This window comes from Prauserella marina, from assembly GCF_002240355.1.
Taxonomy (GTDB): Bacteria; Actinomycetota; Actinomycetes; order Mycobacteriales; family Pseudonocardiaceae; genus Prauserella_A; species Prauserella_A marina.
Genome location: NZ_CP016353.1, coordinates 4,631,457 through 4,645,821, shown reverse-complemented (window position 1 = coordinate 4,645,821; position 14,365 = coordinate 4,631,457). Strand labels below are relative to the sequence as shown.

General features: G+C 68.9%; 13 protein-coding genes. 5 read left to right on the top strand and 8 right to left on the bottom strand.

Annotated features, from left to right (window positions below):
* Positions 1 to 10: 10 nt before the first annotated feature.
* Genes BAY61_RS21775 through BAY61_RS21765 form a run of 3 tightly spaced genes read right to left on the bottom strand, consistent with a single transcriptional unit; the run spans position 11 to position 2,523 of the window.
* Complete coding sequence (locus tag BAY61_RS21775) at positions 11 to 775, bottom strand: GNAT family N-acetyltransferase (protein ID WP_091809759.1); 765 nt, start codon at positions 773 to 775, stop codon at positions 11 to 13.
* A gap of 10 nt (positions 776 to 785) precedes the next feature.
* On the bottom strand, positions 786 to 1,655 hold the full coding sequence (locus BAY61_RS21770) for a GNAT family N-acetyltransferase (RefSeq protein ID WP_091809761.1): 870 nt from the start codon (positions 1,653 to 1,655) through the stop codon (positions 786 to 788).
* 10 nt (positions 1,656 to 1,665) lie between these two features.
* A complete protein-coding gene (locus tag BAY61_RS21765; protein ID WP_245865326.1) occupies positions 1,666 to 2,523 on the bottom strand; it encodes a class I SAM-dependent methyltransferase in 858 nt (285 codons plus the stop codon).
* A 287-nt stretch (positions 2,524 to 2,810) separates the two neighbouring features.
* On the opposite strand from BAY61_RS21765, the gene rpsA reads away from it, so the two are divergent.
* Positions 2,811 to 4,316, top strand: coding sequence for a 30S ribosomal protein S1 (gene rpsA / locus BAY61_RS21760; RefSeq protein ID WP_091809764.1), 1,506 nt, complete (start codon positions 2,811 to 2,813; stop codon positions 4,314 to 4,316).
* A gap of 764 nt (positions 4,317 to 5,080) precedes the next feature.
* Here rpsA and BAY61_RS21755 read toward each other — a convergent pair.
* Positions 5,081 to 5,293, bottom strand: a complete 213-nt coding sequence (locus BAY61_RS21755) for a hypothetical protein (RefSeq protein ID WP_091809902.1) — start codon at positions 5,291 to 5,293, stop codon at positions 5,081 to 5,083.
* A gap of 155 nt (positions 5,294 to 5,448) precedes the next feature.
* On the opposite strand from BAY61_RS21755, the gene coaE reads away from it, so the two are divergent.
* The 4 genes from coaE (at position 5,449) to BAY61_RS21735 (ending at position 10,701) form a co-directional block, all read left to right on the top strand.
* Entirely contained in the window at positions 5,449 to 6,639 is a 1,191-nt protein-coding gene (coaE, locus tag BAY61_RS21750; RefSeq protein ID WP_091809766.1) for a dephospho-CoA kinase, read from the top strand.
* Between the two features lie 53 nt (positions 6,640 to 6,692).
* On the top strand, positions 6,693 to 7,307 hold the full coding sequence (locus BAY61_RS21745; RefSeq protein ID WP_211323634.1) for a GNAT family N-acetyltransferase: 615 nt from the start codon (positions 6,693 to 6,695) through the stop codon (positions 7,305 to 7,307).
* An 81-nt stretch (positions 7,308 to 7,388) separates the two neighbouring features.
* The gene (locus BAY61_RS21740) at positions 7,389 to 10,067 is read left to right on the top strand and encodes a hypothetical protein (protein ID WP_143021455.1); all 2,679 of its coding nucleotides are present in this window, start codon (positions 7,389 to 7,391) and stop codon (positions 10,065 to 10,067) included.
* 34 nt (positions 10,068 to 10,101) lie between these two features.
* Positions 10,102 to 10,701 carry a pentapeptide repeat-containing protein gene (locus tag BAY61_RS21735; RefSeq protein WP_170140300.1) on the top strand — a complete coding sequence of 200 codons (600 nt, stop codon included), beginning with the start codon at positions 10,102 to 10,104 and terminating at the stop codon, positions 10,699 to 10,701.
* Positions 10,702 to 10,708: 7 nt separating this feature from the next.
* Here the strand turns inward: BAY61_RS21735 and BAY61_RS21730 are convergent, their stop codons facing one another.
* From BAY61_RS21730 to BAY61_RS21715, 4 genes are read right to left on the bottom strand one after another with little or no spacing between them, the layout of a single operon-like run.
* Positions 10,709 to 11,326: a response regulator gene (locus BAY61_RS21730; RefSeq protein ID WP_091809772.1), complete on the bottom strand. Its 618-nt coding sequence runs from the start codon at positions 11,324 to 11,326 to the stop codon at positions 10,709 to 10,711.
* Complete coding sequence (locus BAY61_RS21725; RefSeq protein WP_245865324.1) at positions 11,323 to 12,600, bottom strand: sensor histidine kinase; 1,278 nt, start codon at positions 12,598 to 12,600, stop codon at positions 11,323 to 11,325. Before BAY61_RS21725 ends, BAY61_RS21730 begins: the two co-directional genes overlap by 4 nt.
* Positions 12,601 to 12,633: 33 nt before the next feature.
* Complete coding sequence (locus tag BAY61_RS21720) at positions 12,634 to 13,377, bottom strand: ABC transporter permease (RefSeq protein ID WP_091809776.1); 744 nt, start codon at positions 13,375 to 13,377, stop codon at positions 12,634 to 12,636.
* A gap of 12 nt (positions 13,378 to 13,389) precedes the next feature.
* Positions 13,390 to 14,295: an ABC transporter ATP-binding protein gene (locus BAY61_RS21715; protein WP_091809904.1), complete on the bottom strand. Its 906-nt coding sequence runs from the start codon at positions 14,293 to 14,295 to the stop codon at positions 13,390 to 13,392.
* Positions 14,296 to 14,365: the final 70 nt, after the last annotated feature.

The window sequence follows — 14,365 nt, the reverse complement described above, 5'->3', positions numbered from 1 at the left end:
CGGTGGCGGTTCAGCGCATCACGGACAGCGGCCTCGCCGTCCACGTGGTCCACAGTGGACGGTAGCCGTGCCGGTGCAGGAACACCGTGGTGACCGGGTCGTGCGGATCGTGAACGAGGTGGCTCCTGCCGATTCCCGCCCGGCCGAGTTCGGCGTGCGCGGCGGCCATGAGCGCCGATCCGGAGCCTCTGCGCCTGACGGTCTCCGGCACGAGCGGACCTCGGAGCAGTCCCCACCTTCCTGTGAGCAGCAGAGCGCCGAGCGGGCCGGCGTCAGCGACATCGACCTCGCTGACGGTGACCGTTCCCGCGGGTGCGCCCGCGAGTTCGGCGTCGAGGACGAACGTGTCGAGGCAGGGGCGGCTGGTACGGATTCGGATGTCGCCGGGGGAGGCGGGCTCGCCGGACGCCGTGCGTATCGCGAGCGCCGACGACGGCGCGAACCCATGGTCCAGCAGCGCCCTCGTCGCCTCGGCGTCCCTGCTCGGCCAGGTCACCGTGCACGAGGCAGCTGGCTGAGTCTCCGTTCCATCCAGCGCCGCCCTCGCCGCCCGCAGGATCGCGTCCATTCCCCGCGTTCCCTTGTCGCCGATGACGGGGTGCAGCATCCAGTTCTCCGGGGCGGTGGTCGGCGCGCTGAGCTTCCCGGCGACCCTGTCGCCGTCCGGCAGCGTCGCCACCAGTTCGAGTCCTTCCGCGACAGGACGGGCCGGTGGCAGCAGCGGATCGATCCGCGTGAAGCGGTGGGTCTGTGCGACGACGAGCTCGGCCCGCATGACACCCCCTTCAGCGCAGCGCTGACGCCGGCCGGACCTCCCAGGTTGTCCACAAAGGACGATAACCCTGGCGGTGCCAGAACACCGACGACAGCGCGTTGTGCGGACTGTAGAACAGGAACGTGCCGCGCGCGCCCTCGCGGAGCAGTTCCCTGTGCGCCGTCGCCATCAGCGCTCTGCCGATGCCGGTGCCGCGCTCGGCCGAGGCCACCGACACCGTGCCGACGTGTCCCCATCCTCCCTGCGGGAGCCGCCGGACGTCGGGAGAGGGCCTTCCGCATGCGGCGAACCCGACCGGGATGCCGCCCGATTCGGCTACCCAGACCGGTTCGCCTGACCCGAGTGCCCTGCGCAGTTCACCCGCGAGCAGCTCGGCCGCCCCCTCCCGGGGCACCGACGAGCCGACGAGCGCGCCGTAACGCAGTTCGCTCAGCCACAGCGCGGTCAGTTCGTCGAGATCGGCTTCGCCGGCGCGGCGAACCGCGACGCCGCCAGCCGGTTCCGGTCGCTGGAGCCGGTCACGCACCGCGAGCACGCTGTAGGGGACGAGACCGCGTTCCACAAGAGCGGGGATGACGTCGACGGCCCTGCTCGGCCAGGTGACGGCGACGGCCGAATCGGCCGAGGCGCCGCTTGCCGTGATCCGGTCGCGCACCGCCCGCAGCAGCGCGGTCATACCGGCGGCGCCCGGAGCCGGAGTCGACGGCGTCAGTTCCCACGTGTGCCGCGCGTGCCACAACCCGGTCAGTCCCTCGTGGCTCGCCCGGTACAGCACTCCGGTGACCTGGCCGCCACCAGGAAGTGCCGTGCCGATCCGCTCGCCTTCGCCCGCGTCCACCCGCTCCGGCAGCAGCGGGTCGAGCCCGGCGAATCCGCTCATCCGTCCAGTCTCATGCCTCCAGCACCGAACTGAACACCGCTGTCCCCGGGAACAGCCTTCCGCGCAACGGGCTCCACTGGCCCCACACCCTGGTGTGGCCATCCGGCCACTCCGGCTCGACGAGATCGTCGAGCCGGAAGCCGGCAGCCGACAGCGCGCGGACGTAGTCGCCGAGCGTGCGGTGGTATTCCACGTAGGTGGCCTTGCCGGTTTCGTCGATCTCGACGTAGGGCGTGCGGTCGAAGTAGGGCTGGCTCGCCGTCAGTCCGTGTGGCCCGGGATCGTCGGGGAAGATCCAGCGCATCGGGTGAGTCACCGAGAAGACCCAGCGGCCTCCCGGCCGCAGAACTCGGGCGAGTTCGGTGAACACCGCGTCCACCGACGCCACGAACGGGATTGCGCCGAACGCCGAGCAGGCGATGTCGAAGGACCGGGACGCGAACGGAAGGTGCTCCGCGCTCGCCTGTACCAGGGAAGGGTGCAGGCCGGTGCGGTCGTTGCCGTCGCGGGCGTACCGCAGCATGCCGGAGGAGAGGTCGAGCGCCGTCACGCGCGCACCCTGCCGGGTGAGCCAGCGCGCGCACGGCGCGGAGCCGCAGCCGACCTCAAGGATGTCGGCGCCCGCCAGCCGCTCCTCCGGCCCGAGCAACCGGGCGTCGGCCTCGCTGAGACCTTCGGGGCACCACACGAAGTCGGCGTCGCCGAGGAAGTCGCCGTGGGTCTGGTTGTAGGTGTCGGCATCGGCGTTCCACCAGGCCAGATTGGCCGAGGTCGCCTCGGGGGAACCGACGTCGCGGTGCGCGACCCCGGCCGTGCCGAGCAGGTGTTCCGCCGTGGCATGCCGGTCGGCTGGAGTGGGTACGGACACGGCGGCATCCTCCCGCAGGACAGCGGCCACGATCTTTGCCGACCCTGATTGTGTGGTTAGTGGAGTGCCGCGTACGATGTCTGTTAGCGCAGTGGGTTCGCGCTGCTCTTGACTCAGCGGTGCACGTGCTGGGGAGCTAGGGTCGCGCACCATAAGGTGATGCTCGCGGCCGTTCATTGTCGATGACCTCGACGAACGCACGGCCGCACGTAATTGCCTTGTGTCTCTCAGTGCGCTACGTAAACTTCACACTCCTACACCAATCCGCTACCGGAGCAACCCACCTAATGACCATCGACACCACCGCCGCCCCGACTGCTCCCGCTCAGGCACAGCAAGTTGCCGTGAACGACATCGGGTCGGAGGAAGACTTCCTCGCAGCTATCGACAAGACAATCAAATACTTCAACGATGGTGACATCGTCGAAGGCACCATCGTCAAGGTCGATCGCGACGAAGTGCTGCTCGACATCGGCTACAAGACCGAAGGTGTCATCCCTTCGCGCGAGCTCTCCATCAAGCACGATGTCGATCCGGCAGAGGTTGTCGCGGTCGGAGATGCGGTGGAAGCCCTCGTCCTTCAGAAGGAGGACAAAGAAGGCAGGCTGATCCTCTCCAAGAAGCGCGCTCAGTACGAGCGGGCCTGGGGCACCATCGAGGAGCTCAAGGAGAAGGACGAGCCGGTCAAGGGCACCGTCATCGAGGTGGTCAAGGGTGGCCTCATCCTCGACATCGGCCTGCGTGGCTTCCTTCCCGCCTCGCTTGTCGAGATGCGCCGCGTCCGCGACCTGCAGCCTTATGTCGGCCGTGAGCTCGAAGCCAAGATCATCGAGCTGGACAAGAACCGCAACAACGTCGTGCTCTCCCGCAGGGCCTACCTGGAGCAGACCCAGTCCGAGGTGCGCAGCGAGTTCCTCAACGCGCTCGCCAAGGGCCAGGTCCGCAAGGGCGTCGTCTCCTCGATCGTCAACTTCGGTGCGTTCGTTGACCTCGGCGGCGTTGACGGTCTCGTCCACGTCTCCGAGCTGTCCTGGAAGCACATCGACCACCCGAGCGAGGTTGTCGAGGTCGGCCAGGAGGTCACCGTCGAGGTTCTCGACGTCGACATGGACCGCGAGCGCGTTTCGCTGTCGCTCAAGGCCACTCAGGAAGACCCGTGGCGCCAGTTCGCCCGCACGCACGCCATTGGCCAGATCGTGCCGGGCAAGGTCACCAAGCTCGTTCCGTTCGGCGCGTTCGTCCGCGTCGAGGAGGGCATCGAGGGCCTTGTGCACATCTCCGAGCTGGCCGAGCGCCACGTGGAGATCCCGGAGCAGGTCGTCCAGGTCGGCGGCGAGGTCATGGTGAAGGTCATCGACATCGACCTGGAGCGGCGTCGTATCTCGCTGTCGCTCAAGCAGGCCAACGAGGGCTTCACGTCCGACTCGGAGTTCGACCCCACCCAGTACGGGATGGCGGCCGAGTACGACGAGCAGGGCAACTACATCTACCCCGAAGGCTTCGACCCCGACACCCAGGAGTGGCAGGAAGGCTTCGAGACGCAGCGTGAGGAGTGGGAGAAGCAGTACGGCGAGGCCCACACCCGCTACGAGCAGCACATGCGTCAGGTTGCCGAGGCGGCTCAGGCCAACGCGGCGGCGGTTGCCGACAGCGCCACCGGTGGCGACGGCAGCGGTGAGCAGAGCTACACCTCCGGTGGCCAGTCGGGCCAGGAGCAGAAGAGCAGCGGCGGCACTCTCGCCAGCGACGAGCAGCTCGCGGCGCTTCGCGAGAAGCTTTCCGGCGGTGCGTGAGTAGCAGCAGTTCAACGGTAAAACGGCGGTGGCCCCGGTTCTTCGGAATCGGGGCCACCGCCGTTTTCGGATGCGTTTTCGGGTTGGCGGCGATGCCGCATCGAGTGTGGGAGCCGCGACAGGCGCCGATGCGTGTCGGCAGAGCGTGCGTGCCTCGCCGGTCGCCGACGGGTGGTGCCGGGAGTGCCGCCGGGTGGCGGTGCCGGGTGTGCTGGTCGCCGGTGCGTGGGTGCCGGGTGCGTGGGGTGTTGGGTGCGTGGGCGTGTTGCCGCGAGTCGGTCGCGAGTCCCGCGCTCAGTCAGGCGAGTTCCGCGTTCAGGCAGGCGAGTTCTGTGCTCGGGGCCGCGAGTTCCGCGTTCGGGTGCGCGAGATCAGCGTTCAGGACCACGGGTTCCGCGTTCGCATACGCGAGATCCGCGCTGACACGGGCCGAGTTCGGCGGAGGCGGGCGCGAGTTCGGCATTGCCACGCCGCGCCCGAGATCCGCGGCGAAGACAGCCAGACCTGAGCCTGCGGTTCCGCGGCCCGCCTTCCGGCAGTGGCAGCCCGCCGCGCGCGCCAGCCTGCCCGGTAGTGGCAACCTGCGGTAACGCGCCGACCCGCTTCCCGGCAGTGGCAACCTGGAATACGCGCGAGCCCGCCGCGCCAGCCCGCCTCTCGGCAGCCGCCCTGTCAGGCTCTCACCTGCTGCACGATGACAATGCACGGCGCCAGGTGCGGTGAATCCGATCAGGCAGCCGGTATCCAGGCCGCCCGGGGAACGACTATGTGGTCGCCGGTGCCCAAGCGCGTTCGTGCGCGGCGGCACGCGCCCTGCGACGGAGGCCCGCGAGGCTGTGCTTGGCCGGTATCAGCAGCGCTGTCAGCCAGTTACGCCGGTAATCGTCCAGTGCGACCGCTACGGGGCGGTGCATGACGCAATGCACGAGCCCAGGAGTTCCGAGCCGGTGCTTTCCGACGTACTTGCTCGCTGGCATCATTCCTCCGTGTGGGCGATGTCTTGGCCCGCACCGTACGCCACCAGCGGAAAGAATCGGTAGACCCACTCGGCGTGTCACTCTAACCAGTTGCAACACGTTGTGGTTGATGGCTCAGCGTCAGCGTCTCACCACCGAACTGATTGAATACCGCCATGCTTCGAGTGGGATTGACCGGGGGAATCGGTGCCGGAAAGTCAACGGTCGCCGCTCGGCTGGCCGAACACGGCGCGGTGCTGATCGATTCCGATCGAATCGCGCGGGAGGTCGTCGAGCCGGGAACGGAGGGGCTTGCCGAACTCGCCGCCGCGTTCGGGGCGGACATCGTCACTCCTGACGGCGCTCTGGACAGGGCGGCGCTCGCGGCACGAGCCTTCCGCGACGAGGAGTCCCGGCAGCGGCTCAACGCGATCACTCACCCCAGGATCGGCGCCCGTACCCGGGAGTTGCTGGAGGCGGCCGCCGACGACGCCATCGTCGTGCACGACATTCCGCTGCTCGTGGAGGGCGGGCTCGGCGCGGGCTACCACCTCGTGATCGTGGTGGACGCGGACGAGGAGGTCAGGCTTCGCAGGCTGGTCGAGCACCGCGGCATGAGCGAGGACGACGCGCGCGCCAGGATCTCCGCGCAGGCGGACGAGCGGCAGCGGCGGGCGGCGGCCGATGTGTGGCTCGACAACACCGGTTCTCCCGACATCGTGCTCGCCGAGGTCGACCGGTTGTGGGCCGACCGGCTCGTTCCGTTCGAGGCGACGATCCGGCTTCGACGTTCTCGCGCGCCGCGTTCCCCGCTGATCGCCGACTACGACGAGACGTGGCCGTCGCAGGCAGGCCGCGCGCTTGAGCGGATCCGCGCCGCGGCAGGTGATGTGGCCGTCCGGACCGACCACATCGGATCGACCGCGGTACCGGGACTCGCCGCGAAGGACGTACTCGATCTCCAGCTCGTCGTGCCCACATTGGACGACGCGGACGCGATCGGCGACGCCCTGACTCAGGCCGGGTTCGTGAGAGCCGACGGCCACTGGTTCGACGTCCCTCAAGACCAAAGCGACCCTCGCCTGTGGGACAAGCGATTCCACTTCGGCGCCGACCCTGCCAGGCCCGCCAATCTGCACGTGAGGACGGCGGAAGGACCCGCGTGGCGGCTGGCCCTGCTGTTTCGCGACTGGTTGCGGGCAAGCCCTGGCGAGCGGGACGCCTACCTTGCCGTGAAACTCGAACTCGCTCGCAAGCACTCGGGCGATGGCACCGTCGACGGCTATGCCGAGGAAAAGCAGGCATGGGTCGACGAGGGGTTCAAGCGTGCCGAGCAATGGGCGGCTGACACCGGCTGGGCGCCGTGACGACGCGAGCCTGGGCCGCTTGAGCCCTGGCCGATTCGCTAATGTCGGAGGCGATGCCTCACACGACTCGCACCGCGACCACAGCCGACATCGAACCCGCCGTAGCCACACTGACGGCCGCGTTCGCCGACTATCCCTTCACCCGGCACATCATCGCCTCCGACGATCACCTCGGCAGGCTCGCGAGGTCGAACCGGTTGTTCCTGAGCGATATCGGACTGGCGCACGGGCAGGTGTGGGTCGCGGCGGCGGAAGGCGGCGACCCTGACTCGGTCGACGCGGTCGCGGTCTGGACGACGCCCGCGTCGTCGGACGGCATCGCCGAGGCGTTCGCGGGCATCGCCGGTGAACTGGCCGACATCGCGGGGGACAGGGTGGCGATCGCCGGTGCCACCGAGGCCGCGTTGCAACCGCACCGGCCGACGACCCCGGCGTGGTTCCTCGGCAGCGTAGGCGTCCGGCCGGAAACGCAGGGCCGCGGCCTCGGCAAGGCCGTGATCGAACCGGGCCTGCTCGCCGCCGACGAGCAGCGGGCGACCGCCTACCTGGAAACATCGCTGCCCGCCAACGTCATGCTCTACCGCAAGCTGGGCTTCGAGGTGACCGCCGAGGTGAAACTCCCCGAGGGTGGCCCGCTGACCTGGGCGATGTACCGCGACCCGAGATGACCGGTCACCGCGGGTGGAAAATCGGTGACCTTCCGTTGAAAACCGGGGAACCGGCGGTGGGCGGCGCGCGTCACAGTGCTCGTGGCAGAGCCGTGTACAGACGATTCCACGGACGATTCCCCTCGGACTACTGATCGCTCGCCCGCGATTTCCTCCCGGCCCGCTCGTTCGAGACGGCGACTGCTGATCCTCCTCGGCGCGCCGCTGCTCGCTTTCGCGCTCGTCGTCGGCCTTTCCGTTGCGCTTCCCCATGATGTCGCCGGCGCGGCCCGCCCGGTCGGCGCGGCGGCGATGGGGGAGCAAGCGCTGGCCGAACTCAGGGAACTCGACGAACTCGCCGTGTCGGGAAGGGTCGAACTCGGGCGGGGAAGCGGGCTTTCCCTCACCGCCGTCACCGACGCCGAGGGCACGGTCAACGCGCACGTGACCGACAGCGGCGGCGGCTCCGCGCATTACGTCGCCGCCGAAGGGACGGTGAAGGTCAGGGCGAACCGGCAGTGGTGGCTCAACCAGCTACCCGGCTACACGATGGCGGGGACCGGCGTCTGGCTGAAAGCCCACGACGACATGGGGCTCCCGCTGGCCGTGCTGCACGCGTTGTCGGGACGCGGTCTCGCCGACACGGTGCTCTCGGCGGGAGAACCGAGATTCTGGACGTCGCGGCCCGCGATCGGCGACGGCGGAATGCCCGCGCTGGCACTGACGACGGAGTCCGGTGCGACCGTGTATGTCTCACGGGACGCGCCGACCGGTGACGTGCGGCTGCTCGGCATCGCGGGCCCGATCAGCGGAGGGGGAGGCGGGGCATCGGGCGCGCCAGGGCGGCAGCCCGCGCCGCCCAGCGCGACCGGAGGCTATCCCTACGTCGATCTGTCCACGTCCAAGGCGACGCCTTCCGCCGCGCGGGACTCGGCGAAAGAACTGAGCGAGACCGCGCCCGAGGCCAAGGAGGCGGCCGAACCTCCGGCCATCGCGGGAAGTCCGGCCTCGTTCGTGGTCACGGCGGGAACCTGGCCGCCCTGCGTGGACATCCCGGTGTGCTCGGCTCCGATGACCGTGACCAACGTCGGAGGGGAAGCGGGCGAGGGAACGGTTCTGCTCAGTTCGAGCAACGGCGCGTCGACGTCGGCACCCGTGTCGCTGGCCCCTGGCGGCTCGACCGTCGTGCCGTTCAGCGTTCCCAACACCGCTCCCGCCGGTGGCTCCGTCATGATCAACATCACCGGGATCGTCCAGGTCACCTCGCGGATGGGCAAGAACACCGAGGTGCCGAAACGCCTCGGTGAGCGCGGAATCGACGTCAACAACCCGGTGGGCGCGCCGTCCGTGTACGGCCCCGAGGTCCTTCGCGTACTCGACGACCTGACTCGCGGCACCGACACCGAGAACCTTTCCGCGAACGCGAGTGCCGCGCGGACGGTGCGCACCGCGTCGGAGGCCGGTGTGCTCGGACCGGTCCACCGGCTCGTCACCTCGCCAGGAGTGGCTGGCCCCGCCGATTCCGCCGACCACAACGTCTCGCGGGTCGTCGACGCGTTGTCCGGTGACGCGCCGTCGGCCACCGATCCGGCGAAGGCCGCGGCCGTGCACCTGCTGGAAAGGGCGGCAGCACTCGCGGCGGAGCGCACGGAGCCGAAGGACAAGGGCACCGTCGTACTGGCCGATCCCGCCGAACTGACCGTGGAAGGCGCCGACGGCAAGGAGGTCACCGGCAGCTACCGCGCCGACCTGCTCGACACCGCCCAGAAACGCGCTTACGGCATCGAAGCGGTACCGGCGCCCGCGCTCGACCTGTTGCCGCGCTCACCCGCGCGGGCTGGCGAACTGCTGCGCGCCGTGCAGCGTGGCGTCGAGAAACTGACCGGAGGCACCGGAAACAAGGCGCCTCCCGGTTACGCGAAGGTGGTCGAGGTCTACCTCGAACCGGCCGGTGACGGGCTCCAGTCCGCGACGCTGGGACAGCTCACCCACCTCCTCGGTACCGCCGAGGTCGAAGGCTCGACACTGCGCGACGTCGTGCTGGACGAGCAAGGCAAGCCCGTCATCGACGAGCTGGTGCTCGTCAACGACGCGAGCGCGGGCGCCGAGCCCGGCGGGGCGAACCCCGACGGCTATTCGCTCAGCGCGGAGGCGCTGGCCGCGCTGGCCGCCCCCGAACCACCGCCCGCCTCGGCCGACCCCGCCGAGGCGACGGTCACCACCGGGGAGCAGGGCACGACGGCGGCGCCGTTGCCGCGAAGGCCCGCCGACCGGCATCAGCCCCACCCGGAACTGACCGAGCAGGAATTCGCCGACCTGGAGGCATACCAGCTCCGCCTTCGCGCCGAGAACCAGGAACTCTTCGACCTGTTGCGGATGGACCCCGACACCGGATACTCGACGTCGCCGAGGACCGACGCCGAGGTCGACGTCGCGCTGGGCCTGCTGACCGACGGCGCGATCGGCGGACCGCTCGAACGGCCCCGGCCCAACACCAGCGGCGACTTCGTGACCATCGGCGAGCGGAACAGAGTCGCCACCACCTACGAGCTCAAAGGCGTCGTGACCCGCTATCCGAAGTGGATCAAGAAGACGTCGAGACCGTTCCCCGGCGGCTACCACGCGAGCCCCGCCAAGTTCGAAGCCAAGATCAGGCAGATACTTGCCGTTGGCGACGTACCGGTCATCGACACCACGTACGCCGACCAGGCAGCGCTCGACGACCTGATGCGCCGGATCACCGCGAACAACTGGACGGACGACATTGTCTTCTACCCCTGAGCCTCCCGGACCCTCCGCCGCCCGCAGGCGGGTGGTGACGCTGCCCGCTGATCCCGAGGCGGTGCTCCGGTTGCGGGAATGGCTGTCCGGCGAATTGCTGGAGGGAATCGGCGTCGATTTCCGGGGAGCCGACCTGAGCGGGGCCGACCTCGTCGCGGCCGAACTGCGGGAGGCGAATCTGTCCGCGGTCGTGCTCACGGGTGCCAACCTCGCCGCCGGGCAGTTGTGGGGCGCGGACCTCACCCGTGCGGACCTGACCGGCGCCTGCCTGCGGAAGGCCGAACTGGACACCGGGACCGCCGCGCACGCGTTGCTGCGGGGAGCCGACCTCGGTAAGACCTCGCTGTTCGAGGTCGATCTGCGCGGCGCCGATCTGCGGGGAGCCGATCTGTCCTTCGCGCGGATCGCCGACTGCGATCTGCGGCTGGCGTGCCTCGCGGACACCACCTGCCGGTCCACCCACCTCGGGGGACGGCTCGACGACAGCACGGACGTGACCGGCATGAACGGCAGCGTCGTCGGCCCCGCCATGGTTGTCGACGGCGGCGGCGAGCGCGAACTCGCCGCCGAGGCGTTGCGGGCATGGCTCGCCGAACGCGGTGCGGACGTCACCGTGCGGGCCGCCGGCGGGTAGTCACCGCTCAGAGCAGCCCGCGCTGGTAGGCGACGGCCACCGCCGCCGCCCTGTCCTTCACGCCGAGTTTGGCGTAGGCGTGCAGGAGATGGGTTTTGACCGTCGCCTCGCTGATGAACAGTCCACGGGCCGCCTCCTTGTTGGTGCAGCCGTTCGCGACGAGTCCGAGAACCTCGATTTCCCGCCTGCTCAACGGTTCCTCGGCCGGAGCCCGCACCCTGCCGATGAGTCTGCTGGCCACGGCCGGCGACAACACGGCCTCGCCGCGCGCCGCCGCGCGCACCGCCCTGAACAGCTCTTCTCTCGGAGAGTCCTTGAGCAGGTAGCCGGTCGCGCCTGCTTCGATCGCGGGAAGCACGTCGGAATCGGTGTCGTAGGTGGTGAGTACCAGCACGCGGGCCGGGTTGCCGAGCCTGGCGAGTTCGCCGATGGCAGCCACGCCTCCCATGCCCGGCATACGCAGGTCCATCAGCACTACGTCCGGCCGGGCTCGCTGCGCCAGCGCGACCGCCTCGACGCCGTCACCCGCCTCGCCGACGACGGCGAAGCCGTGTTCCGCCGTGAAGATCCCGCGCAGCCCGTCCCTCACGATGGGATGGTCGTCGACGACGAGGAGGCTGATCATCTGCCGAGCCCCGGCGCGGCCACGGCGGGAAGGCTCGCGGAGACGGCGGTTCCCCCGCCGGGTTCGGTCTCGACGGCGAGTGTGCCCGCGAGTCTGCGAAGCCGGTGCCGCATTCCGGCGAGTCCGAACCCCGCGTAGTCCGAGGTCCGTGCCCGTTGTGGGTCGAAGCCCCTGCCGTCGTCCCTGACGTCGAGCGTCACCTGATCCTCCATATAGGACAGGGTGAGTCCCACCCTGTGTGCCTCAGCGTGTTTGGCGACGTTGGTCAGCGCCTCCTGAGTGATGCGAAGGAGAGTCGCCTCGATCTCGGGGTGCATCGACCTCGCCGCTCCGGTGGTGGTGAACTCGGCGGGCACGCCGACCCTTTCCGACCAGCGCGAGACGATACCGGCCAGCGCGTCGGGCAAGCCTTTGCCTTCGAGTGCCTCTGGACTCAGCGCGTGCACCGCGCGCCGTGCCTCGTCGAGGTTCTCCCTGGCCAGCGCGGAGGCCGCGGCGAGATGCCGCTGCCGCTCGGCGGGATCGGCTCCCGATTCCTGCGCCGCCTGCAACTGCGTGATGATCCCGGTGAACCCCTGTGCGAGGGTGTCGTGGATTTCCCTGCTCAGCCGTTGCCGTTCGTCGAGTACGCCCGCTTCTCGCGCCTGGGCGAGCAGTTGCTGGTGCAGCCCCGCGTTCTCCTCCAGGGCCGACTCAAGTTCGGCCAGCGCCTCGCGCCGCTGTTCGTTCTGCAGGACGACTCGTTCGGCCATCAGGTAACCACCCGCGATGGCCCCCGACTGCACCACCACGATCAGCAGGTAGGTGTAGGGCCAGTCACTCAGCGCGGCGAGTACACCGCCGGAACCGATTCCGTTGATCAGCATCGAGGTGGCCACGAGACCGAGCAGCATGACCCAGCGGGGGCGCAGCGTGATCGCCCGGAAAAATCCGGTGATCATGAAGGCGAGGAAGATCAGGTCGCGGTGCATCAGCACCGATGCCGAGGCGAGCAGCACCGTGAAGGAACAGGCCGACACCAGCGGATGCCGCCACGAGTCAGGGACGAACGTGTCGGTGAGCAGGACGAGCACGGCGGCTATCGCGACAAGGCCAAGCGTTTCCCACCGGTGCCCCCAGGTCTGCCCTTCGAGAGCGAGGTTCGATACGGTGGCGAACCCGAGCAGCAGTATCGGCAACCACCGCTGTAGCACGTCGAAAAGGCGCCGCCACCGGGAATCGGCACCGACCGTCAGGAACAACTCGGCAGGCCGTGCTCCGCAATCCGATGTCACCCGTGCATTATCCGCGACCTGAGCCTCCATCGTTCACTGCCAGCGGAAAAACCGGGCCGAGAGAACGAGACAGACGACGGTGAACACCGCCATCGCGACGAGCTGCAGCGCCTGAGGAGCCGCGCCCGCCCAGGTTTCCCGCAGCGCGTTGTACATCGCGCCCATGGGCAGCAGGTCGGCGACGTGCTGGAGGAAAGCGGGAAGGTTTTCCTTGGGTACCCACACCCCGCCGAGTGCCAGCATCGGGAAGAACGCGGCCGAACCGATGGCTCCCGCCGCCCTTCCCGTCGGGGCCAGCGCGGCCACCAGCAGGCCCATCGAGAACAGGGCGGCGATACCGAGCGCGGCGGACAGTGCCAGCCCCGCTGGGTTACCTGGGGCCTCCATGCCGATCACGAGCGTACCGGCGACGACAACGAGCAGCACGACGACGAAGGCAGAGACCACGTTGACGACGAGTTGCGCCACGAGCACCGTCCTCGGCGGAACGGGGCTCGCGGCGATGCGCCGCAGTACGCCTTTCTCGCGATAGGTCGACAGAATGGTCGGAAAGATCGTCAGCGCGAGCATCGCGACGAGGATCGCGACGGCGAGCGGGGCGATGATGTTCGCCAGCACCGAATTGCCGCCGAACTCGGCGCTGGGTTCGCTCGCGGCGGGAATCAAGGCGAATACCACGAGCAAGGCGATCGGGATGCCGAGAACCGTGATGGGAGCGCTGGGATCGCGGAGGAAGAGTTTCGCCTCGACCGCGGTGAGAGTGCGGAGTGCGGACACGACGCCTGCCTTTCAGTCCAGTTTCCTGCCGGTGAGCGCGACGAAGGCGTCGTCGAGACTTGCCTGGTCGACGCGCAATTCCTTCGCGATGATCTGTTTGCGGGCGAGTACGGAAGCCACGGCGTAGAGCACGTTTCCCGTCCCGGTGACCACGATCCGCGTTCCCTGCCGTTCCACCGCGCGTACCTCGGGCAGTTCGGTGAACACGTGATCGGCGACCGGTTCGGACGGCCGGAACCGGATGCGTTGCTCGTCGTCGACGCCCTCGACGAGTCCGGCAGGGGTGTCGACGGCGACGACCTCGCCCTGATCGATCAGCGCGAGACGGTCGCAGAGCCGTTCGGCCTCCTCCATGAAGTGGGTGACGAGCAGTATCGTCACGCCTCGATCGCGGATGCTTTCGATGAGGCTCCACACCTCGCGGCGGGCCTGGGGGTCGAGCCCGGTCGTCAGCTCGTCGAGTACCGCGACCTCGGGGTTGCCGATGAGCGACAGCGCGATCGACAGCCGTTGTTTCTGGCCTCCCGACAGTTTTTTGTACGCGGTGCCGCGTTTGTCGGTGAGCCCGAGCAGGTCGAGCAGTTCATCGGGATCGGAGGGGTCGGTGTAGAAGGACGCGTACAACTCCAGCGCCTCGCCGACCTTGATGCGTTCCGGAAGCTCGCTCTCCTGGAGCTGGACACCCAGCCGCTTGCGCAGTTCGAGCGTGTCGCGTAACGGATCGAGGCCGAGCACGGTGACTTCTCCGCCGTCGGGCCGGCGCAGTCCCTCGATGCATTCCACCGTCGTGGTCTTACCCGCGCCGTTCGGGCCGAGGATGCCGAAGATCTCGCCGCGTTCGACGGTGAACGACACGTCGTTGACCGCGACCTTGTCGCCGTAGCGTTTGTGCAGTTTCCGCACATCGATGATGGGCATGCCGGAAAGCATCGCCGGTTCACGCGCTGGCCGGATCGCCTCGCTGGCCAGACAACGGGTCCACCGCCAG

Bases quoted from the DNA above. Each gene is read 5' to 3' on its own strand.
- BAY61_RS21715 (WP_091809904.1), bottom strand. From the start codon at position 14,295: ATGCCCATCATCGATGTGCGGAAACTGCACAAACGCTACGGCGACAAG.
- BAY61_RS21730 (WP_091809772.1), bottom strand. From the start codon at position 11,326: ATGATCAGCCTCCTCGTCGTCGACGACCATCCCATCGTGAGGGACGGG.
- BAY61_RS21745 (WP_211323634.1), top strand. From the start codon at position 6,693: ATGCCTCACACGACTCGCACCGCGACCACAGCCGACATCGAACCCGCC.
- BAY61_RS21775 (WP_091809759.1), bottom strand. From the start codon at position 775: ATGCGGGCCGAGCTCGTCGTCGCACAGACCCACCGCTTCACGCGGATC.
- rpsA (WP_091809764.1), top strand. From the start codon at position 2,811: ATGACCATCGACACCACCGCCGCCCCGACTGCTCCCGCTCAGGCACAG.
- coaE (WP_091809766.1), top strand. From the start codon at position 5,449: ATGCTTCGAGTGGGATTGACCGGGGGAATCGGTGCCGGAAAGTCAACG.
- BAY61_RS21770 (WP_091809761.1), bottom strand. From the start codon at position 1,655: ATGAGCGGATTCGCCGGGCTCGACCCGCTGCTGCCGGAGCGGGTGGAC.
- BAY61_RS21755 (WP_091809902.1), bottom strand. From the start codon at position 5,293: ATGCCAGCGAGCAAGTACGTCGGAAAGCACCGGCTCGGAACTCCTGGG.